At 45.2% G+C, this 22,784-nt stretch carries 19 protein-coding genes; 1 reads left to right on the top strand and 18 read right to left on the bottom strand.

What is annotated here, in order from left to right; all coding sequences use genetic code 11:
• Nucleotides 1-388 precede the first annotated feature (388 nt).
• The 12 genes from FYJ57_RS12330 to FYJ57_RS12385 form a co-directional block, all read right to left on the bottom strand.
• Nucleotides 389-1,621, bottom strand: a complete 1,233-nt coding sequence (locus FYJ57_RS12330; RefSeq protein WP_154432875.1) for a DUF4179 domain-containing protein — start codon at nucleotides 1,619-1,621, stop codon at nucleotides 389-391.
• Nucleotides 1,622-1,719: 98 nt separating this feature from the next.
• Complete coding sequence (locus FYJ57_RS12335; RefSeq protein WP_154432876.1) at nucleotides 1,720-2,226, bottom strand: RNA polymerase sigma factor; 507 nt, start codon at nucleotides 2,224-2,226, stop codon at nucleotides 1,720-1,722.
• Nucleotides 2,227-2,473: 247 nt separating this feature from the next.
• The gene (locus FYJ57_RS12340; protein WP_205839983.1) at nucleotides 2,474-3,088 is read right to left on the bottom strand and encodes a DUF4230 domain-containing protein; all 615 of its coding nucleotides are present in this window, start codon (nucleotides 3,086-3,088) and stop codon (nucleotides 2,474-2,476) included.
• Between the two features lie 33 nt (nucleotides 3,089-3,121).
• Nucleotides 3,122-3,676, bottom strand: coding sequence for a DUF4230 domain-containing protein (locus FYJ57_RS12345; RefSeq protein ID WP_154432877.1), 555 nt, complete (start codon nucleotides 3,674-3,676; stop codon nucleotides 3,122-3,124).
• Between the two features lie 130 nt (nucleotides 3,677-3,806).
• Nucleotides 3,807-5,372: an ABC transporter substrate-binding protein gene (locus FYJ57_RS12350; RefSeq protein WP_154432878.1), complete on the bottom strand. Its 1,566-nt coding sequence runs from the start codon at nucleotides 5,370-5,372 to the stop codon at nucleotides 3,807-3,809.
• 259 nt (nucleotides 5,373-5,631) lie between these two features.
• Nucleotides 5,632-6,390, bottom strand: a complete 759-nt coding sequence (locus FYJ57_RS12355; protein ID WP_154432879.1) for an ABC transporter ATP-binding protein — start codon at nucleotides 6,388-6,390, stop codon at nucleotides 5,632-5,634.
• A 5-nt stretch (nucleotides 6,391-6,395) separates the two neighbouring features.
• Complete coding sequence (locus FYJ57_RS12360; RefSeq protein WP_328597488.1) at nucleotides 6,396-7,175, bottom strand: ABC transporter ATP-binding protein; 780 nt, start codon at nucleotides 7,173-7,175, stop codon at nucleotides 6,396-6,398.
• A gap of 5 nt (nucleotides 7,176-7,180) precedes the next feature.
• Nucleotides 7,181-8,029 (bottom strand): nickel transporter permease, encoded by an 849-nt coding sequence (nikC, locus tag FYJ57_RS12365; RefSeq protein WP_154432881.1) that lies wholly within the window; start codon nucleotides 8,027-8,029, stop codon nucleotides 7,181-7,183.
• A complete protein-coding gene (gene nikB / locus FYJ57_RS12370; RefSeq protein ID WP_154432882.1) occupies nucleotides 8,026-8,970 on the bottom strand; it encodes a nickel ABC transporter permease in 945 nt (314 codons plus the stop codon). The genes nikC and nikB overlap by 4 nt, the downstream gene beginning before the upstream one ends.
• A 130-nt stretch (nucleotides 8,971-9,100) precedes the next feature.
• Nucleotides 9,101-10,012 carry a LysR family transcriptional regulator gene (locus FYJ57_RS12375; protein ID WP_154432883.1) on the bottom strand — a complete coding sequence of 304 codons (912 nt, stop codon included), beginning with the start codon at nucleotides 10,010-10,012 and terminating at the stop codon, nucleotides 9,101-9,103.
• Nucleotides 10,009-11,712: a M14 family metallopeptidase gene (locus FYJ57_RS12380; protein WP_235904575.1), complete on the bottom strand. Its 1,704-nt coding sequence runs from the start codon at nucleotides 11,710-11,712 to the stop codon at nucleotides 10,009-10,011. The genes FYJ57_RS12375 and FYJ57_RS12380 overlap by 4 nt, the downstream gene beginning before the upstream one ends.
• 28 nt (nucleotides 11,713-11,740) lie before the next feature.
• Nucleotides 11,741-12,502 (bottom strand): class I SAM-dependent methyltransferase, encoded by a 762-nt coding sequence (locus FYJ57_RS12385; RefSeq protein ID WP_154432884.1) that lies wholly within the window; start codon nucleotides 12,500-12,502, stop codon nucleotides 11,741-11,743.
• 306 nt (nucleotides 12,503-12,808) lie between these two features.
• Between FYJ57_RS12385 and FYJ57_RS12390 the strand changes: the two genes are divergently transcribed.
• Nucleotides 12,809-14,203: an alanine/glycine:cation symporter family protein gene (locus FYJ57_RS12390; RefSeq protein ID WP_154432885.1), complete on the top strand. Its 1,395-nt coding sequence runs from the start codon at nucleotides 12,809-12,811 to the stop codon at nucleotides 14,201-14,203.
• A gap of 406 nt (nucleotides 14,204-14,609) precedes the next feature.
• Here FYJ57_RS12390 and FYJ57_RS12395 read toward each other — a convergent pair whose 3' ends face one another.
• From FYJ57_RS12395 to rsxC, 6 genes are all read right to left on the bottom strand, one after another.
• A complete protein-coding gene (locus FYJ57_RS12395; RefSeq protein WP_154432886.1) occupies nucleotides 14,610-16,517 on the bottom strand; it encodes an ABC transporter ATP-binding protein in 1,908 nt (635 codons plus the stop codon).
• Nucleotides 16,518-16,519: 2 nt separating this feature from the next.
• The gene (locus FYJ57_RS12400; RefSeq protein ID WP_154432887.1) at nucleotides 16,520-18,268 is read right to left on the bottom strand and encodes an ABC transporter ATP-binding protein; all 1,749 of its coding nucleotides are present in this window, start codon (nucleotides 18,266-18,268) and stop codon (nucleotides 16,520-16,522) included.
• On the bottom strand, nucleotides 18,268-18,744 hold the full coding sequence (locus tag FYJ57_RS12405) for a MarR family winged helix-turn-helix transcriptional regulator (RefSeq protein WP_022172830.1): 477 nt from the start codon (nucleotides 18,742-18,744) through the stop codon (nucleotides 18,268-18,270). Before FYJ57_RS12405 ends, FYJ57_RS12400 begins: the two co-directional genes overlap by 1 nt.
• A 259-nt stretch (nucleotides 18,745-19,003) precedes the next feature.
• Complete coding sequence (locus FYJ57_RS12410; RefSeq protein WP_022172831.1) at nucleotides 19,004-19,882, bottom strand: methylenetetrahydrofolate reductase; 879 nt, start codon at nucleotides 19,880-19,882, stop codon at nucleotides 19,004-19,006.
• Between the two features lie 57 nt (nucleotides 19,883-19,939).
• Nucleotides 19,940-20,563, bottom strand: a complete 624-nt coding sequence (locus tag FYJ57_RS12415; RefSeq protein WP_154432888.1) for a methylenetetrahydrofolate reductase C-terminal domain-containing protein — start codon at nucleotides 20,561-20,563, stop codon at nucleotides 19,940-19,942.
• A gap of 1 nt (nucleotide 20,564) precedes the next feature.
• Nucleotides 20,565-22,529 carry an electron transport complex subunit RsxC gene (rsxC, locus tag FYJ57_RS12420; protein WP_154432889.1) on the bottom strand — a complete coding sequence of 655 codons (1,965 nt, stop codon included), beginning with the start codon at nucleotides 22,527-22,529 and terminating at the stop codon, nucleotides 20,565-20,567.
• Between the last annotated feature and the right edge of the window lie 255 nt (nucleotides 22,530-22,784).

Raw genomic sequence — 22,784 nt, forward strand, 5'->3', positions numbered from 1 at the left:
AAGCACGGACTTTGACTCGTTGCTCGCGTAAATCACCTTCGGTGATGGCATTTTGGCTTGTATGTCTCGGGATTTTGACATATTCATGTCAAAACACCTCGCGGGACAGTGGCTACTGAATAGTTACATTTATTCATACTTTCATCAATAAAGTAACGATTTTTTCTGTATTTTGCATTTTACGAAATGTATACAGGAATGTTTTTCTGCTTTCATAGTAACATATCTTTTTCTGCTCGAAAAGACACAACTCATGAAGAATTTTCCTGTACTGTTATTCCTTTGGTTTGAAATATTTTCAAACCACAACTATGTAAAAAGAACCGGCAAATGCATCTGTTTCCCTGCATTCGCCGGTTCTTTCCATTATTTTTTAATTTTCGCTGTATCAACGATCGCCCTGCTGATTTTCACCGACAGCTACCTCATAGAAATTATCTTCTGTCATTCCCTGTTCGCCGATTGGTGCATCATCATTTATGAACAGGAAGTATGCGATCTGGTCCGGATCGATGATGCGGTCTGTTGCGTAAGCATAGACATAGTCATCGGAACTGTTGTTTTGGTATCCGATCATACCGCCACCCATGTACATATTTTTGATCACGGTGCCGTCTTTTAATTTGATTCCCATCAGTGGCGGAGCTTCCTTAAATGTCGTACTTTCAGAAGTGGTTCCGTCTTCATTCTCCCCGGTAATGGTTTCCTTCTGTATCGGAAAATTGTATTCCGCGTAAACAGAGATCGGGGAAATCTCTACGGTCTGGATCGTTGCGCCGCTGTCTCCCAGTGGCTGGTTCAGAGTATAAGTCTTTGCGGTATCTGCACCGCCGAGTGTCCATTCGAAGCTCCAGGTTCCTTCCAGCGTCTTGGTAAATTCTGCCTTATCTACCGTTCCCAGATCCTTCAATTCCACCTGGATGTCCTTTCCGATAAAGAATCCTTTCTCACTATAATTATTCATGTTAATGTCAAATTCCATGCTGCCATCTTCCTGCACATAGTAATATATCATGTCTCCATTTTCATCCAATGCAGAACTTCCGTCGGAAGCACGCACCGGCATTCCGTCTTCTCCGGTGATGATGCCGTCATAGAATCCGGCGTCCAGGTTCAGGTCATCTTTTCCGTTCACCAGCACACTGATACTTCCAAAGTCCGGCTGCTGTCCGTCTTCCACCTGAAACCCTTCTACTTTGAAGGAAATATGACTGTTGTAATTATCGGTGATGCTCTGTTGTGCCGTCACAGTCACGCCCGCATCTGTGCAGGACTGACTGGTAAATGCTGCCATTCCATTGTCCTCCAGCTGTTTCTGCTGTATCTCCGTTGCCTGCATTCCTTCTGCCATACCTGCACTCCATTTCATATATGCAGCGGCTCCTGCCGTCACGGTTGCGGTAGCCAGTGCTGCAACTGCTGCCACAACTGCAATTTTCCTTTTGGAAATAGCTTTTCTTTCTGTTTCTTTCTTATTATACGAAACCACTTTTCTGTTATCCGGTTCCGTTTTCTCCTGTTCTGCATGAATCCTGGCAAATGCCTGATCTGCTTTCTTCCTTACTACTTCCGGGATTTCAACATCTTGCTGCAGTGTCCGTAAAATTCTATCATTGCTCATATAAATACTCTCCTGTCTGCATCTCTTTCTTGTCTGTGTTCGTGTACTCTCTGTTTCCTGTCCAACCGACTATTGCTTTCCCACAGCTTTCTGTCCACCTAATTCACGACCTTCACCTGGAAAAGTCCCGCCAGCTGTTCCCGTCCCCGCGCCAGCCTGCTACGCACGGTTCCCTCCGGGATATTGAGAATCTGACTGATCTCACTGGTCTTAAATCCTTCGATATAATACAGTATCACCACCAGTCGAAAATTCTCCGACAAACTGTTCAGTGCCTCTTTCCACTCACTGTTTTCAAACCCAGCGTCCACATCCGGTGTCTCCGGAATCTCGTCCATCCAGACCATCTGCTTTCTTTTTCGCAGGATATCAGTACATTTATTCAGCAGTATCCTGGTCATCCAGGTACGAAAATATCTGTCTTCCTTCAACTGGGAAAATTTTTCCCAGCACACCAGAATCGTATCTGAAATAGCATCCGCAATATCTTCATCGTTGCAAAGAACCGACCGCGCCGCCTTATACATATTTTGCATCTGACTCTCCATCAGTGCCGTAAAAGCATCCGGATCTCCCTTCCTTGCCTGACTGATTAATCTTTCCATTCGTTATCCTTTCTGTTTGTACGTACAAAAACAGGTTCTTTTCTTTAAGGTTTACATACATTAGACGGAGTTGCAAGAACTTTCGCTCCCGAAAAACCAATAAAATAAGTATTTATCAGATATTTCATGGCGATTTCAGAGGTTCTGGTTGTCAAACAGGCAATAATAATCTACTATAAAAGGCTTTACCACAGTATTTTCAAAACTATAGTAAAGCCCTGTTCTTACATTCCCCTTATCTATTTTCTTACTTTTTCTCACTCTCCGTCATTCCCGGCTCTGCATCTTTCCACTCTACCGTATACTCCTCACCGATGCTCTCACCCACATTTTTTATGTACTCCTCGATCAGCGTCTTCGCCCGTGCCTTTGCCTGCGACAGCATCTCTGTATTTTCTTTTGCCTGCTGCTCCATCGCTTCCTGCGCACCCGCCAGTGTCGTTGTTTTCTCTTCTGTGGTAACACTGGTCAGAAAACCCGTATCGGTCAGCGGGGTACCAAGAGAATCTTCATCCACATCTACATTCAGAACCTGTGCGTCCGGCATCGTCACGGTCACCACACCGTTTTTGTCCGGTTCCGATACTGTGACCTGACTGATATCGATGCCATATTCAATAATCCCACTGTATTCCGTCCAGATTTTCTTATATCCGGTTTTCAGCCATTTTGCGAAAATGCCACTTGCTTCCGTCTCCGCTTTCGCAACATTATGATAATAACACTTCAAAGTGGCCAGTTCACACACTGAAGTAACCCCTGAAAAATTCGCAGTCTGCGTTTCTTTTCCGCATCCTGTCAGGCAAAGAACAACGGTCCCAACGAGAAGCATCCATGTTTTTGTTATCTTTCGTACTCTCATTTTGTTTTCCTCCCCGGCAAATTTCAAGGTCTTCTATATCTCCCACTGCATCGTATATCCTGCATTTTTCAGGATCGGCGAAAGCAGTGCTTCGATGGCTGACTGCAGATTTTCTTCGGCCGTCTGATAGAGTTCTTTTGACTCACTCGCTTCCTTTAGGGCATCTTCCTTGCACACCGTCATGATATCTTTCAGCTCCACATCTGGATTCTGTGGGATAAAACTGAGCGAATCCGGATCCACGGTTACTGTATTTACCGTAATTTCCGGCAGTACCGGCGTTACCGTTTTTTTTTCCTCATCAATGGTAAATGTTATCTGATCCAGCGCGATTCCTACTTTCACCGTGGAGGCATACGCGATATGGCACTCGGTTTCTTCCAGGTTTCCATCACTGTACTTGTCTGCTATCCCGTTGTATATGAACTCTGCCGTGGACAGTTCACTGATATCCACCGCTTTTTCCAGCTGCGAGGAAGTAATTACGCTTTCTTTTGTTATCTTCTGTACTGCATTTGGTACAAACAGACCTGCTGCAGCCGCAACGATTCCGAGAACCAGCACACTTCCTATGATTTTTTTCTTCATTCAGTTACTCCTCTCCCGTTTTCCCTTATTATACTGCATAATCTCTTTTTCTTCCACCGGCATATTTCTGTTTCCAAACCTGAAAAAAGATGCCATGCTTTAAAACATAGCATCTTTTTGACATCTGTTCTCAGTTAATATCCAGATCTGCCGTAACCTGATAATAATCGCAGGCATGGGATTCATATCCGGTAACATTTGCTTTGGAGATCATGCTCATTTTCAGGAACGAGCAGAAGACGAATGCATGATCATCCAGAACGGTCTGCTGCATCTGTACAGCAAGTTCTGCACGTTTTTCTATGTCAAATTCCGCGCTCAGTTCTTTTTCCAGCTTATCCAGTTTTTCACTGCTGTATTTTCCCTGATTCCTTGTCGCATCGGAAGTTGCAAAAACAGTAAACCAGTATTCCGGATCACCGGTAGGTGCCTGTACATTGGCCATTGCATAAACATCCCATGCAGTGGGATCATCTGCTACAGAGTTATTGTCCGCCGTACAGTTGATGTCCAGATCAATCCCGATATCCTTCAGAGTTGCCTGTGCGGATTCTGCAAGCAGCGGCAATTCCTGACGGCTTGGGTAGGTCAGCCATCTTACTGTTAATTTTTTTCCATCCTTCTCACGGATGCCATCTCCGTCAGTGTCTTTCCATCCTGCTGCTTCCAGAACTTCTTTCGCACCTTCCGGATCATAAGTTTCTGTCGTCACCTTATCTCCGCCAAATGCGGAGCCTTCCGGAAATACTCCATTTGCCACATAACCATTGCCTTCCAGTAAGGTTGCAACAAAATTCTCCTTATCAATCCCCATGGCAATCGCTTTTCGGACTGCTGGGTCGGCACATACAGAACTTTCATCAAAATTCATCTTTCCAAAGAAACAACGGGAAGTGGAAATCTGTGAAAATGTATATGCATCATTTTCAAACAACGGATAGCTTTCGTAAGCCATACCGTAGGCTGCCTGTATTTCTCCCGACTGGAGTGCATTGGCCAGCGTACTTCCATCTGTAATGGTACGGATTGTCAGCTCGTCAATCTTCGGCGTTCCATTCCAATAATCCTCATTTTTTACCAGTGTCAGATGATCATCGCTCTGGCAGTCCACGGCGATGTATGGACCGGTACCTGCTACGATTCCATCATCAAATCCTGCGTCCACATCAATGATACATCCATAGGGATCTCCAAGGTAGTTTAACAGCGCCGGTTTCGGCTCTGAAGTATGAATCGTAAGAATCTGACCATCTGCTTCCATCGAATCGATTTTCAGATCATTTTTTGCCCGTTCGTGATTTTCAGTCAGATGCTCCAGACATTCTTTCACCGCTTCCGCGTCCATATCCCGGCCACTGGAAAATTTCACATTATCCTGCAGGGTAATCTTCCATGTCAGTTCATCCACATTTTCCCATTCTTTTGCCAGCCAGGGTTCGATTTCCATGGTATCCGAATATTTTACCAGTGTCTCACCAATCCCATACCGGATACAGGCCCATCCTGAATAAGCATCATGTGGATTCACATTGTTTTCTTCATTGGAACTGTTGAATGTTGTGTCACCGATTACCAGGGTCTTTTTCCCTTTCTCAGTTGTTGTCTCCGTTTCGTTTTTCTGATTTCCGCATCCTGCAAGCATACTCGCACATAAAACAACACTTAACGCAGTACCGATCAGTTTTTTTGCATTCATCCTTTCTGTTCCTCCCTTTCTGTTTCTCACTGTAACTGTTCAGTACCTTCACAGTTACGAGCCAAAATGCATAAAAAATCACCTCCGGTGATGGCATTTTGGCTTGTATGTCTCGGGATTTTGACATACTCATGTCAAAACACCTCGCGGGACAGTGGCTACTGAATAGTTACTTCTCACTTTATTATTCTTTTACAGAATCTCTGGCCGGTCTTCCTATCCGTTCTCATATCCCGGCCGGGGTTTCCTGTTATTATCATCACAGAACGCTTTCAATAAGTCTCCTGGTATATTCTGTCTTCGGATTCCGGATCACCTCATCCGGCGTTCCCTCCTCCACAATCTTTCCCTGATGCATGACAAGCACTCTGTCACAGAATTGTTGAACCAGTGCAATGTCATGGCAGATAAACAGATATGTCATATTCCTTTCTGTTTTCAGTTTATCCAGCAGTTCCAGGATCTCTTTTTGAATCGTAACATCCAGCGCAGAGGTCGCCTCATCCAGGATCAGTAACCGGGGATCGATAGCGATCGCACGCGCGATCGCAGCCCTTTGACACTGCCCGCCACTGACTTCATGAGGATAGCGCGCTGCATATTCTTTTTCCAGTCCACATAGTTCCAGCAGCTGTCCTGCCTTCACCATTGCTTCTTTTTTTTTCATTCCATAATTGATCAGACTTTCTGCAATTCCATCACCCAGTTTCCTGCGCGGATCAAAGCTCTCCGTTGGAGTCTGAAACACCATCTGCATCTTCTTGTATACTTCTTTTAACTCTTTTCCCTTTTTCAGAGTGATATCTTCTCCATCCAGCCGGATCGTTCCGGAAGAAACATCCAGTAACCTGGTGATCATATTGACAACCGTAGTCTTCCCGCTTCCGCTTTCTCCGATAATTCCAAGCTTCTCACCGGACTCTACAGAAAAACTCACATCATCTACTGCCGTGTAGTTCTCTCTTCCCTGAGAGACAAATGTTTTTGTCAGATGTTCTGCTGCTAGTACCACACTCATTTTTTCTACCTCCGAAGTTTTGGAACCGCTGCCAGCAATTTCTTTGTGTACACTGACTCCGGATGTTCAAATACTTCTTCTGTCACTCCATACTCCATGATCTCACCTTCATGTAAAATCAGCACTTTGTCTGCCATCGCACGGATCACTCCCATATTATGAGTTACCAGCACTATGGAAGTTCCAAACGTTTCCCGAACCATAAGCATCTCTTCCACTACCTGTTTCTGAACTGTTACATCCAGTGCGGAGGTCGGCTCATCTGCCATCAGTATCTTCGGGTTCAAAAGCATGGCCGCCGCAATGCCCACACGCTGCTGCATACCACCGGAAAGCTCAAAAGGATAACTGTCCAGTACTCTTTTGGGATCTTCAAAGCCAAATTTTTCAAGCAGCTCCTCCGCCTGATTCTCAAATACATCTGCTTTTATTTTTTTATGTTCTGTCATGAATTCATAAAGCTGTGCCCGTACCGTACGGATCGGACAAAAAGAGCTTCCGGCCGTCTGAAAGATCATTCCAAGCTCCGTTCCGCACAGTTTTCTCATCTCCCTCGGTTTCAGGTCGGGAAGATCCATTCCCTTATACCAGATATCCCCTCTGGTAACAAGACCGTCCTTTCCAAGCAGACCCATCGCCGCTTTGATCAGCGTCGATTTTCCGCTGCCACTTTCTCCTACAATTCCAAGGATTTCACCTTTTTCTACAGAAAAACTGACATCATGTACAACCCTTTTTCCTTTATAACTGATATCTACATGTTCATAACGAATGACTTCCGTCACTTTCTCTACCTCCCATTGCGGGGATCCAGCCAATCTCTGACTGTGTCACCCAACAGATTGAATATCATTACTGATACAAAGATTGCACACCCGGGTGCCAGCGTTACCCAGGGATGAGTCGTAAGCAGATTTCTTGTGTCACTCATCATACTTCCCCACTCAGCCACCGGCGGTTTTGCTCCCAGCCCCAGAAAAGACAGACCTGCAAGTTCCATCATCATCGTTCCGATATCCAGCATCGCTGTAACCAGAATGGGGCCTGTAATATTAGGAAGTATATGCTTAAAAATCAATTTCCAGGTTCCACAACCGGACAGTTTCGCTGCCCGGAGATACACCGTTTCTTTTTGTGCCAGAGTTTCACTTCTTGCCACTCTGGCGTATTTTGGCCAGCTGATGGCACCCAGTGCTATGATCGCATTATGGACACCACCTCCAAGAGCTGCCGCTACCGCCAGCGCAAACACCAGCCCGGGGAAAGCAAGGAATACATCGGAAATACGCATCAGAACTGTATCGACCCATGTTCCCTTCCAGGCACAAAACACTCCGATCATAGTACCAAGCACCGTAATAAATGCAACCAGCAATAAGGTGGAATAAATACTGGTCTTGCTTCCCACGATCACACGGGACAGCATATCCCGTCCATATCGGTCAGTACCAAAGATATGTGCAGCGGACGGCACTGCCTTTGCATTACCCAGATCCTGCAGATAGGGATCATATGGGCATAAATATTCACTGAAATACGATGCGATCACCAGTGCCAACGCCAGTATTCCAAAAAAAATCAGACGAATCTTCAAATTATTCCTGTGTATATTCTGTTTTCTAATTGTTGGTTCTCTCATCCTTTTGTTACCCCCAGACGAATTCTCGGATCCAGCCGGTGATATAAAAGATCCGTGATCAGATTCACCAGCACATAAATAATTGCCATCCATACCACATAAGCCTGAATAACCGGATAATCACGCATGGTAATCGCATCTACTGCCAGTTTTCCAACGCCATCCCACATAAAAATACTTTCTATAATGGCAGTTCCCCCCAGCAGATTTCCGATTGAGAGTGCCAGTAGTGTAATAATCGTCAGCATCGAAGATTTCATTACGTTTTTCCATAAGATCACGCGACTGCGCACACCTCTTGCCCGTGCTCCCTGCACATAATCCTTATTCCATTCCTCCAGCACTGCGGCTCGAACCTGCCGCATATATTTTGCTGACATGGAAACAGCCAGTGTAAGAGCCGGCATCCATGCACTCTTCAGGGTCACTCCATCCGAAATCACCGGAAGCAGTTGAAGCTTAATGCTTAATAGCTGCATCAGTAACATAGCAACAAAAAAATTGGGTAAAGCATTTCCTATAAAGCTGAAAAATCGCAGGATCAGATCCGGAATCTTATCATGCGTAACCGCTGCAAGTATACCAAAAGGAATCGACACCAGTATGGTAAGGATAATGGATAAAGCTGTCAGAAGCAAGGTTGCCGGAAGTTTGGAAAGAAAAGTAGGAAACACCGGTTTTCCTGTCATATAACTTTCTCCCATATCCCCTGTCAGCATTCCGCCAAGCCATCTGCCATACTGTATCAGGAATGGCTGGTCCAGTCCAAGTTCTGCTCTTTTCGCATCTATAATTTCCTGGGATACTTCCGTTCCTCTGTTCTGATACATCTCTGTAACCACGTCCGAACCGGCCAGGCGCATCATGGCAAAAGACAAAAAAGTAATCCCCAGTAAAATGGGGATTAACTGTAAAAATCTATGCAATACATACTTTTTCATTTTATCACCTCATCAAAAGAACTATAATGAGTATATCATTTCCATATTTCTGTCGTAAGCCCCATAGGGGGATTTTAGGTATTCAATTTTGGACTGACCATATTCCAAAACATACAAAGTTCCCGGTTGTTTATCCGATCAACTCCTGTTTTACATAATCAAGAAATTTCATTGCCAGATCCGACAACGGTGTCTTTTCTCTTTTTACATATCCGAACATAATCTTACTGGATTCATTGGTAAGACAAATGCCCGGACGTGAAGGAGTCTTCCCGGGAGTAAGACTGTCGCCGCTGATGTTGGCGAGGCTGCCGTGATCCAGCATCTTTTCCATAATGTAGTCACTGTTGGTTACGACGGAGACATCGATTTTTCCAAGGGTCAGATTATTTTCTGTATCCAGTTTCCAGCCTTCGTAATTGCCGGCGTCTTCCAGGAAGTTCTGGATATAATGCAGATTTTCGATTGTTTCCCGGGTGAGCTGTATTCCTTCTTTTTGCAGGTATCCGCCGCCGGGATACAGATAGGTGTCCAGTTCTTTCAACGGAATGAATTCCAGCTGTTTTCGTACCAGCAGATACTGTAGATCCGTCTGCTGACGGGTTGTCACGTAGAGGAAACCGAGTTCGTCTTTGTATTCATGGATACGCTCCAGCACTTCCCGCATTTTTCCGGTGTGTACCTGACAGTGCAGGTTTTCTTTTTCATGAATCTGATAAAACCGTACAAAGCAGTCTGCGATCCAGGAACTGGGGTTAAATGCAATATTCAACCACTGGGTATCTCCCACCGCGGACAGCTCTGCCATCGCTTCCACGTTTTCCAGCACCCGGCTGGCATAGGCATAGGCCTGTTTTCCGTTTTGTGTCAGGCTGATTCCATGAGGATTTCGCACAAAAAGCGATGCCTGCATCTCTTCTTCCAGTGCCCGGATCACCTTACTGACGCTGGACTGGGTTGTATATAGAACAGATGCCGCCTCGCTGAAAGAGCCGGCATCTGCACAGGTGATAAAATATTTTAACTGTTTGATATTGATCATAAGTCACCTTTTTTTCCACAGACTGCAAACAATGGAGTCGGATTATAGAACGCATTTTTTTCCATGTAGACACGCTGACTGACTCCCATATCAATCTGGAACTGCTGCACACCACTGTTGCTGAGAGTTTCCAGATCCCAGGCAGGACGGGCATAATTGCTTATGGACAGCTGGCGTTTGATATCCTCACACTCCTGCATCAGTGTATTTTCAATCTGGTTATGGGCATGATTTTTCGGAAGATCGGAAGTATCCGTAAAATCAACCGCTCCATAATTGGCATCAAAGTTCAACAGCACACCGCCCGGTTTCAACACACGCATCCATTCTTTATAGGCTTTCTGTGCATCCGGAAGCGTCCATGTCAGATTCCGGGAGATCACGAAATCAAAGGTATCGTTATCGTATTCCGGATTCTCTGCATCCATTACCTGAAACTCACAATCTGCCTGTTCTTCTTTTGCCAGTTCTCTGGCATGGAGGATCATATCCGGTGTCAGGTCAATCCCGGTCACCTGATGTCCTCTCTTCGCCAGGAGAATAGAGAAAAATCCCGCACCGCATCCTACATCCAGGATCCGCAGATGCTCTTTTTCCGGCAAATATTTATCGATTTCTTCCATCCATCGTTTCGCCAGTGGACTGTGAAGTTCTTCTCTTCTCTGCTCTTTGAAATCTGAACTTCGTTTTGTCCAGTAACCGGCGATCTTTTCTTTCCGGTCATCTTTTTCATAAGCGATTCTTCCGTAGGCGATCATCGGTCCTTCCTTTGTCACCTGCAGACTTCCCGTCTGGAAAAGAATCACACCGTCATATCCGCCATAACTCGTCTCCAGGATATTTCCTTCATAGTCCGTGACCTTTCCAAGCTTTTCTCCCTCTGAAAACATATCTCCTGGTTTTTTATCCGGATACCACAGACCCGCCTGGTTTGCCGACTGATATACCACATCCGTCACTTCCATGGGATAATGATTCCAGTAACCACGGCTGGTCCGGTAAATGCCAAGGTAACGCAGGATATTTTTCAGATCCCTCTTATTGGACTCTACTTCTTCTCTCGTCCATCGTCCCATACCACCCCTCTCAATCAGGATACTTGGAATTCCGCAGGAGGCTGCATAATTATAAGAACCACCAGATTCCACATTGGAGCGTACCATATACGGAACGTCCACGTGTTGCGCCATTTTTCGGGAAACCTCGATGACTTCTTTTTCTCCTTTTCCCGCATAATATACAAACGGCGTCAGATCTTCATATTCATCTCCGCTGTGAAGATCAATATAATAATCTGCCACACTGTGCAATTCTTTTTCTATGGCACTGGCGAGTCTCTGTGTTCTTGTTCCCTTTTCATCTCCCGGGAACTGCCGGTTCAGATTTTTCCTGTCGTCCAGACAGAGACTTCCTGCCCGCTGCTCGAATTCTTCAGGACAGACCACTTTTACGATCACTATTGTTCCTGTGATTTTTTCCATTTTTAATTCGTTCGCCAGTTCCACTGCTGTCTCCACACCCACATATTCCCCTGGGTGCACGGCCGCAGTGATCAGCACGGTCTTTCCCTCTTTTTCCCCATGCAGAACCGCCGCCGGAAGTACGAATTCTCCGCCTCCGATCATCAGCGTTCCCTGCCATCTCTCGCCCGGGGTTATTTCCAGCCCTGCTATCTGAAATTTATTCTCATTCTTCATCATTTCACATTCAATCCGTCCTGTATGATTCTTACTCTTTGACTGCTTCGATACCAAACATTGGTGTCGAATGATAATTGACCTTTTCCACCTCTGACCATACCTGGTTCCAGACTTCCGTATCCACACTTACCCGGGCTGTTCCAAGTTCCTGCAGTATCTTTTGATCCCACCGTGGGCGATCGATCCTGCTGAGCGGCACCTGTCTTGCAATCTCTTCCATCGTATCGATATCCGTACAGGTATAGTGATCTTCCATTCCGGCCTCAGTTACCATCTGCCGGTCTTTCTCATATTCTTCTCTTTTTTCAGCATCAAAGAGATGATGATACCAGTTGGCATCATAATTTAACAGAATACCACCTTTTTTCAGCACACGCATCCATTCTTTATACGCCTGCTCCGGATCTTCCAGGTTCCAGGTCAGATTCCGGCTGACTACTGCGTCAAATGTTTCATCCGCAAATGCAAGATGACTGGCATCCATCTGACAATATGTGATCTTTTGTGCGAATGCTCCTGCATTTTTTTTAGCTTCTTCCAGCATCGCTTCTGTATAATCCACAGCGGTCACCTGGTAGCCTGCCTCTGCAAGAATAATAGAAAAAAATCCTGGACCGGTTCCGATATCCAGAATCTTATAGGTCTCATTTGTTCTGTTTTCCGGAAAATGACGTTCCAGTTCCCGTCTCCAGTTTGTCCGGTTATCACCCGCCAGTTCTTCCTGATTCACCTGAGAGTACCCTTCGGCTCTGTCAGTCCAGTAATCTTCAATCTGTTCCAGTAATTCCATATATTTTTCGTCCCTCCGCATGACTATATCGCTAATGCTCATTATGTCATGATTCGCACCTTCGGTGCTTGACGCTGCTTTCGCAGCTATCATGATCGCCATTCGCCGCTCCCGATGAACAAACTTCGTTTGTTCTCGCTCGCTAACGCTCATTATATCATAATTGTTTCTTTTTTCACAAGCCTCCACGGGGGATATTTTTCTTCACTTTTTCACATAACTATGCTATACTGATAAAGTTATTCCAGCTTTTTTTGACCGGAATAGCATAACAGTTTTTATTTTAACCAAAGAAAGGGATAATCTATGTTAAGTACAATCGAATCCATCAATTCGGCGGTCAACAATTTTATCTGGGGAGTCCCTGCTATGATCTGTATCATCGGTGTCGGTTTGTATCTGACCCTCCGCACCCATTTTTTACAGATCCGTAAATTTCCCTATGCAATCAAGACCACCATCGGACGTATGTTCCGAAAAAAAGACGCATCTGACGGTTCTCTGACGCCTTTCCAGGCAGTCTGTACCGCTCTGGCCGCGACGGTCGGTACCGGTAATATTTCCGGAGTCGCAGGTGCCATCGCCATCGGCGGTCCCGGTGCTGTCTTCTGGATGTGGATCTCGGCTATCCTTGGCATGTGTACCAAATTTGCTGAAGTTACCCTTGCCGTACATTTTCGTGAAACTAACGCCAAGGGAGATCTTGTCGGCGGACCTATGTATTATATAAAAAATGGTCTTAAAAAACACTGGCACTGGCTGGCGTACCTTTTTTCCGCTTTTGGCGTCCTTACCGTATTCGGTACCGGTAATGCCACACAGGTCAATACGATCACAACGGCTGTCGATTCCGCACTGATCAATTTCCACCTGATTTCTGATCAGTCTGTCAGCACACTGAATCTGATCATCGGAATCGTGATCACGATTCTGGTCGGTCTGATCCTTCTTGGCGGTATCAAGCGAATCGGAAGTGTGACGGAAAAACTGGTTCCTTTTATGGCATTGTTTTATATTCTTCTGGCACTTGGTGTTGTACTGATCAACTTCCGTAATATTCCGCATGTTTTTTATTCTATTATTTATGGTGCTTTTCGCCCGCGTGCTGTAACCGGCGGTGTGGTAGGAAGCTTCTTTCTCAGCATGAAAAAAGGAGTTTCCCGTGGTATCTTCTCCAACGAAGCAGGTCTTGGTACCGGATCCATCGCGCATGCCTGTGCGGATACCAGAAAACCGGTGAAACAGGGTCTGTTCGGTATCTTTGAAGTATTTGCCGATACCATTGTCATCTGCACCCTGACTGCTCTGGTTATTCTGTGCAGCGGCACCACGGTCACTTATGGACAGGCTGCCGGTGCAGAACTCACGATATCAGGATTTACTTCTGTATATGGCAGTTGCATTTCTATTTTTACAGCCGTTGCGATGTGTTGTTTCGCTTTTTCTACAATCATCGGATGGGGACTGTATGGAGCAAGATGTATCGAGTTTCTGTTTTCCAGTGAGAAGGTCGTAAAGCCGTTTATGGTTGTGTATTCTCTAATAGCCATTCTTGGTGCTACAGTGGAACTGGGACTTCTGTGGAGTATTGCAGAGACCTTCAACGGTCTGATGGCGATTCCAAACCTGATTGCGGTGTTCCTGTTGTCGGGGACGGTTGTGAAGATGGTGAAGGAGTATTTTGCTACAGAAGGAAAATAAATCTTTTTAAGAGAGAAACGCCTGAATCTCAATGTGAGATCCAGGCGTTTTTTCATCTGTCAGGGCTTAGTTGCATCGCATTTTTCATATTAGTATCTCCAAATATCTCCGCACTCTTTCTTCTACTCGGAATTTCTTCGCATATTCCGATAATTGAGGAATGTTTTTATCTTTTCTGTCCACGTATCGCTTATATGCTTCAGCAACAATACCAATATCTACTTCTGTTCGTTTTCGTAGAATATCACATAATGTCCTCTCCATGCTGTATGTGGTAATGATATTTTCTCCCGGCGATTTCACACGAACCAATCCCAGATCATACCATTCTCTCTTTACTGTCGAACATATTATTCTGTTTTTCTATGTGAGGAACCCGGTTTCGTCCGCTTGGGGAAAAACTATACTACGCCAGTTCCCCCGTATTCCCCGTATACAACTGATAATATTTTCCTTTTTCTTCAATTAACTGGTCGTGTGTTCCACGCTCGATGATACGTCCGTTTTCAAGAACCATAATACAGTCACTGTTTCTTACGGTGGACAGGCGGTGTGCGATGACGAAAGTGGTCCGTCCATGCATCAGCTTATCCATACCATCCTGTACCAGCTTCTCCGTTCTGGTATCAATCGAAGAAGTCGCTTCATCCAGGATCAGCACCGGCGGATCCGCTACCGCTGCACGGGCGATAGACAGAAGCTGTCTCTGCCCCTGGCTCAGATTGGCACCGTTATTCGTCAGTTTCGTCTGATAGCCATCCGGCAGTCTCCGGATAAATCCATCCGCATTCGCCAGTTTAGCCGCCGCGATCACCTCTTCATCCGTAGCATCCAGCTTTCCGTAACGGATATTTTCCATAACCGTATTCGTAAACAGCTGCGTATCCTGAAGAACAATCCCCAGAGACCGACGCAGATCTGCTTTTTTGATCTTGTTGATATTGATACCATCATAACGGATCTTTCCATCCTGGATATCATAAAAACGGTTGATCAGATTGGTGATCGTGGTCTTTCCTGCTCCGGTAGAACCAACAAATGCAATCTTCTGACCCGGTTTTGCAAAGAGCTTGATATCATGCAGAACCATCTTTTTCTCATCATATCCAAAATCCACACCATTAAATACCACATCACCTTCCAACGGCTGATAGGTCGTTGTATTATCCGCTTTGTGGTAATGTTTCCATGCCCAGTGACCTGTATGTTTCTGTGCTTCCCGTACCTCACCATTCTCAATTTCCGCATTAACCAGTGTAACATACCCTTCGTCCAGTTCCGGTTTTTCATCCAGGATACGGAAGATACGGTCTGCACCTGCCAGTGCCATAACCACACTGTTTAACTGCTGGCTAACCTGGTTGATCGGCATGTTGATACTCTTGTTAAAGGTCAGAAAACTGGCCAGTGCACCAAGGGTCAGACCGCCGACTCCATAAGTAGCAAAGATACCACCTGCGATCGCACACACTACATAACTGACATTTCCCAGCTGTGCATTGACCGGTCCCAGGATATTACCGTATTTGTTCGCATTGTTGGCACTGTCATAGAGTTCATCGTTTAACTGATTGAACCTTTCCAGGCTCTCTTCTTCATGACAGAACACTTTTACTACTTTCTGTCCTTCCATCATCTCTTCAATATAACCGTTTACCGCACCCAGAGATTTCTGCTGTGCAAGGAAATATCTGCCGCTCAGTCCGGCTACTTTCTTCGTAGTAAACAGCATGATGGCGATCATCACCAGAGATACGAGTGTCAGCGGTATACTCAGGATGATCATGCTGACAAAGACACTGACAATCGTGATCACACTGGATAACAGCTGTGGCATACTCTGGCTGATCATCTGACGCAGTGTGTCAATATCATTTGTGTAGATTGACATGATATCTCCATGCGCATGGGTATCAAAATATTTAATCGGAAGACTCTCCATGTGATGGAACATATCATTTCTCAGATTCTTCAGTGTTCCCTGTGTCACATATACCATGATCCGGTTATAGGAAAAAGTAGTCAAAACACCGATCAGATAGAATACCGCAACCTTCAGGATCGCTCCAAGCAGCGGACCGAAATCCGGACTGCTCTGCCCGATCAGTGGCATGATATACAGATCGATCAGATTTTTCATAAACATGGTTCCCTGGACATTGGCAATGACACTGACGAAAATACACACTGCCACAATTACCAGATGAATTCCGTAATTTTTTCCGACATATTTTAAAAGACGTCCCATCAGTTTTCCCGGATTTTCAACCCGGGGTTTCGGACCTCTCGGTCCTCTTGGTCCTGGTCCTGGCATGATCAGACACCTCCTTTCTCGTCAAAATCTCCGCCGCCCTGGGTCTGAGATTCATATACTTCTCTGTAAATTTGATTATTTGCAAGCAGTTCTCCGTGAGTACCAAAGCCATCTACCTGACCGTCATTCATGACGATGATCCGGTCTGCCCCCTGTACACTGGAGATTCTCTGTGCGATGATCAGTTTCGTCGTACCGGGAATCTCTTTTGCAAAAGCTTCCCTGATCCGTGCATCGGTAGCGGTATCAACGGCACTGGTAGAATCATCCAGAATCAGTACTTTCGGTTTCTTTAACAATGCTCTGGCGATACACAGACGCTGCTTCTGTCCACCGGATACATTGGAACCACCCTGTTCAATATAGGTTTCATACCCCTCCGGCATCTTCTCGATAAATTCATCGGCACAGGCCAGCTGGCAGGCACGGATGCATTCTTCTTTGCTGGCTTCTTTGTTACCCCAGCGCAGATTTTCCAGAATCGTTCCGGAAAACAGCACATTTTTCTGCAGTACCACGGCTACCTGATTTCGCAGAGTCTCCATATCATAAGACCTCACATCCATACCACCGACTTTGATACTTCCGGTGGTCACATCGTACAGACGACTAATCAGATTAACCAGACTGGACTTCGCACTTCCGGTTCCACCGATGATACCAATCGTCTCTCCTGCATGAATATTCAGATTGATATCTTTTAAGACATATTCGCCGTTTCCTTTTTTGTAGCTGAAGTTTACATGATCAAAGACGATACTTCCATCTTTTACTTCTGTCACCGGTCTTTCCGGATTGGTCAGTTCCGGTTTTTCTTCCAGAACCTCTGTGATTCGTTCTGCACTCGCCACACTCATGGATACCATAACAAATACCATGGACACCATCATCAGGCTCATCAGAATATTCATACAATAAGTAAGAAGACTCATCAGTTCTCCGGTAGTCAGCTGATCGGTTACGATCATCTTCGCACCCAGCCAGCTGATTCCAAGGATGCAGCTGTAAACCGCAAACTGCATCAGAGGTGCATTATAAGACAGGATCTTTTCTGCTTTTACAAACATTTTATATACATTGTAATTTGCTTTGGAAAACTTTTTGTCTTCATAATCTTCTCTCACATACGCTTTTACCACACGGATACCGGCAATATTTTCCTGCACACTCGCATTCAGATCATCATATTTTTTAAATACTTCCTGAAAATATCCGGACACCCGGCTGATGATAAAGAACAGGCATGCTCCCAGAATAATAACTGCCACCAGATAAATACTTGCCAGTTTTGCATTGATATAAAAAGACATGATCATCGCACAGACCATGCTGATCGGCGCACGCACAAACATGCGAAGCAGCATCTGGTATGCATTCTGTACATTGGTTACATCCGTGGTCAGTCGTGTAATCAGTCCGGCGGTACTGAACCGGTCGATATTGGAAAATGAAAACTGCTGAATGTTTTCATACATGGCTTTTCGCAGGTTTCTTGCAAATCCTGCGGAAGCATTGGCTCCACAGACACCACCCATGATACCTGCATACAGACCAATCAGTGCTGCCACGATCATCCATCCGCCTATGATACAGATATGGCGGATATCTCCTTTCTCCACACCATCATCGATGATGGATGCCATGAGAAAAGGAATCAGCATCTCCATCAGGACTTCCAGAATCATAAATAACGGAGTCTTGATGGAGTCTTTCTTGAACTCTTTGATCTGAGCTCCCAGCGTTTTAAGCATTACTCTCTCCTCCTGTTTGTTTCTCCCTGTTGAATCTCGATATTAGAACGCATCTTACGGATTACCCGGAAAAACACTTCCAGATCTTCGTCCGATATTCCCTGACGAAGTGTGCTTTCCAGCCGGTTGATGTTGCGGATCGTTCCTTCCTGCATCCTGATACCAACTTCCGTCAGCTCCAGTTTCTTTAACCGGGCATCTCGTTCCACACTGACTCTGCGGATATATCCTCTTTTTTCCATCAACTTCAGGATCCCTGTCGCTGTGGATCTGGCTATGGAAAATTCCGCCTCAATATCCCGCTGATAAATGTCTTCTTCGGAATGCTCATATAGAAACCGGATAATCCAGCTTTGCATCATCGTCAATTCCTCGCCTCCCATCGCTGCACGATAGGCGGTCATCCGACTGTGAATCTCATTTTCCAGCCGTTTATTTTCAAATCCGATGTGATCCCTGTATTCTACTTTCAGCATCCTGTGACCTCCTCTCTGTTTGTTCGGATGCGAACAGTTCGGTAACATTCGTTCGTTCACGAACTATTTTATGACACATTTCCTCGTTTGTCAATACCAGCTCCCGGCAAAATTATTATAAATCAAAATTGGTCCACCGGACCAATTATTGATATACAATGCAAAAAAGATGCAGGTTGTATTTCTACAACCTGCATCCATCTTATCTTTCTGCATCTTCCGGTTCACACCATCGGAATACATTTTCTTTTATATAATTTTAGATCTCAGCCAGTTTCAGCAGATCCGGGATCTTGGATTCCCATCCGAGAGCCATGATATGAACACCCTGGCAGTATGGCTTACACTCTTTGATGATACGTGCAGCGATCTCTACGCCGGTGATACCTGCTTTTGTTCTTTCTTTGTCTGCTTTCAGTTCTTCAATCATCTCATCCGGAACATGGATACCGGCAACGTTATTGTTCATGAATTTTACCATACCGGCTGATTTCGGGATGATGATACCAACCTGTACCGGTTTTCCGAACTGTTTTGCTTTTTCCATGAATTTGATGAATTTTTCCGGCTCAAAAACAGCCTGAGTCTGGAAATATTCTGCACCTGCAGCTACTTTTCTTTCCATCTTTGCCAGCTGTGCATCAACGGAATCGCTGCATGGAGATACAACAGCACCTTTGGAGAACTTCGGCGGTTCGCCAACCAGCTGATTGCCACCCAGATCTACGCCTTCTTCCAGCAGTTTTACGGTATGCAGCAGAGATACGGAATCCAGGTCAAATACCGGTTTTGCCTGTGGATGGTCACCCATCTTGGTATGGTCACCGGTCAGACACAGGATGTTGTCGATACCGAACATTGCTGCGCTCAGAAGATCAGATTCCAGAGCGATACGGTTTCTGTCACGACAGGCAAGCTGGAAGATCGGGTTCATCCCTGCATCTTTCAGGACTTTACACATAGCCAGAGAGCCCAGACGCATAACAGAAGACTGATTATCGGTTACATTAACTGCATGAACATCTTTCAGATAAGTTTTCGCTTCTTCTACCAGTTCGTCCACGTGGATCCCTTTTGGCGGTCCTACTTCTGCAGAAACTACAAATTCACCACGGTCGAATAATTCTTTCATTTTCATTATACATTGCTCCAATCATATTAAATTTTATAGATGCATCGTATTATGTATCTTATATTATTTTGCTACTTCATCATCTGTTGCAAAATTGTGAATCTGTGTCGGACATTTCAGTACGTCCAGACGTCCGATAGCTTCCAGCCGTCTGTAGATACGTTCCCATCCACATTCCATGGTATTATCAACCTCGCACATGCCGTTTTTGGAACCGCCGCACTGTCCGTTGACAAGGCTCTTGGAACATGCTGTGATCGGGCAGATTCCACCGGTCAGATTCAGATAACATTCACCGCACTGGTCACATTTGTACTCTAACGGTGTCACACCCTGAAAACCAGGAAGCGGATAGGTATCGCAGGCTGCGCATACCTTCTTGTCATCCAGATATTCTGCGATTGTCTGTACGCCAACACCACAGGAGAATACCAAAACCAGATCAGAGTCCTGGATCTTCTCCATATGTTTTTTCAGGCGTAATTCCATATTTTCCGGATTACAGATATAATCGGTAGTCATGATTCCTGTTACATTGCCTTCAGCGGAAAGTTCCTTCTGAAGTTCTACAGCTTCTTTTTCCGGAAAATGCACTTCTTTACATCCATGGCAGTTGATGATGAAAACTTTTTTCCCTGCCACCAGAGAGTTGATCATCTCTTTGTCTTTTAACTGGGTAATTAACATATTATTTCATCCCCCTTACTGCATTTTTTCCGGCTTTGATTCTGTCAATAATAGAGATTTTGGAAGAACAGATATACTGGCAGCAGCGACATTCCACGCAATCCATTACATGCATGTCTCTCATGCCTTCCCAGTTCTCCTGATCTGCATATTTTACAAAATACAGCGGTGAAAGTTCCATCGGACAAACATCTACGCAGCGACCACACTTGATGCAGGCCTGCTCTTTTGTCTCATCGGTATCGATCGCGATGATACCGTTGGAGCCCTTCATCATCGGTACTTCCAGGTCTTTTAGCGGGAATCCCATCATCGGTCCGCCCATCTTAACCAGAACATCTTCATCGGTAAATCCGCCACAGTAATCGATCAGTTCTTTTACGCTGGTACCGATCTTGATGACAAAGTTGCCCGGATGTTTGATCTTCTCGCCTGTTACGGTTGCAACACGCTCGATCAGAGGCATACCTTTCCGGATCGCATCGGAAATTGCTTTCACAGTACTGATATTATCTACCACAACGCCAACATCTGCCGGGAGTCCGCCGCTTGGAACCTGTCTGCCCATGACACGTTTGATCAGAGTTTTCTCAGCACCCTGCGGGTATTTGGTTCTTGCTACGAATACTTCCATGTTACCGATATTTGCAACTTTTTCCTGCATCAGTTCAATGGCATCCGGTTTGTTATCTTCAATGACGATAATACCTTTTTCAGCACCTGTTGTCTTCAGGATCGCTTTCAGACCATAGATGATATCGTCTGCATATTCCAGAAGAACTCTGTGATCTGCGGTCAGCAGTGGTTCACACTCACAACCGTTCAGGAGAATGGTATCTACCGGTTTTGCCGGTTTCAGTTTGACACAGGTCGGGAAACCTGCTCCACCCATACCAACAATACCTGCTTCACGGATGATATCGATGATCTCGTCCGGAGTCAGGCTGTCAAGATCTTTGTGTGGCTGTACGGATTCGTGCAGAGTATTTTTACCATCCGATTCGATAACAACAGCCATTACTTCGCTGCCTCTGGTTCCATGCATACGGGGTTCTACGGCAACTACGGTTCCGCTTACGCTTGAATGTACCGGAGCACTGATAAATCCTGCTGCTTCACCGATCTTCTGTCCAACCTTTACGGTATCGCCAACCTCAACGATCGGATTCGCCGGTGCACCCAGATGCTGGGACATGGAAATAACAACGGTCTTTGGATCCGGGAACTTCTTCAGGGCAATATGCGCACTGAATTCTTTGCGTTCTGACGGATGTACTCCACCGTAATATCCGTTCAGTCTGTCTTCTCTGGCAGCTTTTACATAATCATTGATAACTTTGAAGTTCACTTTAGAGAAGTCACGTACCTGTACCGGCTGATGCAGAAATTCTTCCAGACGTCCCTGTTTTGCCAGTCTCTGATAGATTTTTTCCCATGCACAGTCTTTATTCGGGTCTACTTCACATTTTCCGTTCTTGGCACCGCCACACTGTCCGTTGACAAGACTCTTCGAGCAGTCAACGATCGGACAGACACCACCTGTGATGTTCAGATAACACTGTGCACATGCGTCACAGCTCTTTTTGGTAAGTGCCATACCGTGATGACCTCTGTAGTTGAGCGTATTACTTGCTGCAACCACCGGTTTTCCTGACAGATCTGCAATCGTCTGGATACCAAGACCACAGGAGATTACAACTACGTTCTCTGTTCCTTCCGGAAGCAGATCCTGTAATTTTTTCTCTGTGTGCATCTTATTACATAAGAAATCAAACTTTGCGCTGCCTGTAACCGTTTTTCCCTGTTCTGCTGCAAATGCTAAAAACTCGTCGCAGTCCGGTTCATCCACTGTTTCAAACTCTTTGAAACATTTGTTGCAGGCAATCACGAACAAATTGTCTTTGCCTTCCAGCACGGATGCAAGTTCTTCCTTGCTTTTCAGCTTATACTTCGTATAATTTTCCAATTGCTCACCTTCCTTGATATTTTTTATCCTTATAATTACCTGTCTTTACTCTCTCTTCCGCCTCCGCACATCCTTGGAAAAGACCGCAAAAACCCGATAAATAAGTTCGTCCTATTAAGAGTACCATAAATTCACAATATTATCCAGTTTTATTAGCGATTTCTATAAATTTTTTGCATGAAAAGCACAAATTTTTTTATTTGTCTTGTTATTCGCGTAACTCAAAAGACAGCCGTCCGGTCATATCCATCTGCC

The organism is Oliverpabstia intestinalis (assembly GCF_009696065.1).
Classification (GTDB): Bacteria; Bacillota; Clostridia; order Lachnospirales; family Lachnospiraceae; genus Oliverpabstia; species Oliverpabstia intestinalis.

Coding starts and splice junctions, on each gene's coding strand:
- FYJ57_RS12395 (WP_154432886.1), bottom strand. CDS start 16,517: ATGCCAGGACCAGGACCAAGAGGACCGAGAGGTCCGAAACCCCGGGTT.
- FYJ57_RS12400 (WP_154432887.1), bottom strand. CDS start 18,268: ATGCTTAAAACGCTGGGAGCTCAGATCAAAGAGTTCAAGAAAGACTCC.
- FYJ57_RS12330 (WP_154432875.1), bottom strand. CDS start 1,621: ATGAGCAATGATAGAATTTTACGGACACTGCAGCAAGATGTTGAAATC.
- nikC (WP_154432881.1), bottom strand. CDS start 8,029: ATGAGAGAACCAACAATTAGAAAACAGAATATACACAGGAATAATTTG.
- FYJ57_RS12415 (WP_154432888.1), bottom strand. CDS start 20,563: ATGTTAATTACCCAGTTAAAAGACAAAGAGATGATCAACTCTCTGGTG.
- FYJ57_RS12410 (WP_022172831.1), bottom strand. CDS start 19,882: ATGAAAATGAAAGAATTATTCGACCGTGGTGAATTTGTAGTTTCTGCA.
- FYJ57_RS12380 (WP_235904575.1), bottom strand. CDS start 11,712: ATGATGAAGAATGAGAATAAATTTCAGATAGCAGGGCTGGAAATAACC.
- FYJ57_RS12385 (WP_154432884.1), bottom strand. CDS start 12,502: ATGGAATTACTGGAACAGATTGAAGATTACTGGACTGACAGAGCCGAA.
- FYJ57_RS12345 (WP_154432877.1), bottom strand. CDS start 3,676: ATGAAGAAAAAAATCATAGGAAGTGTGCTGGTTCTCGGAATCGTTGCG.
- nikB (WP_154432882.1), bottom strand. CDS start 8,970: ATGAAAAAGTATGTATTGCATAGATTTTTACAGTTAATCCCCATTTTA.
- FYJ57_RS12375 (WP_154432883.1), bottom strand. CDS start 10,012: ATGATCAATATCAAACAGTTAAAATATTTTATCACCTGTGCAGATGCC.
- FYJ57_RS12335 (WP_154432876.1), bottom strand. CDS start 2,226: ATGGAAAGATTAATCAGTCAGGCAAGGAAGGGAGATCCGGATGCTTTT.
- FYJ57_RS12350 (WP_154432878.1), bottom strand. CDS start 5,372: ATGAATGCAAAAAAACTGATCGGTACTGCGTTAAGTGTTGTTTTATGT.
- FYJ57_RS12355 (WP_154432879.1), bottom strand. CDS start 6,390: ATGAGTGTGGTACTAGCAGCAGAACATCTGACAAAAACATTTGTCTCT.
- FYJ57_RS12340 (WP_205839983.1), bottom strand. CDS start 3,088: ATGAGAGTACGAAAGATAACAAAAACATGGATGCTTCTCGTTGGGACC.
- FYJ57_RS12405 (WP_022172830.1), bottom strand. CDS start 18,744: ATGCTGAAAGTAGAATACAGGGATCACATCGGATTTGAAAATAAACGG.
- FYJ57_RS12390 (WP_154432885.1), top strand. CDS start 12,809: ATGTTAAGTACAATCGAATCCATCAATTCGGCGGTCAACAATTTTATC.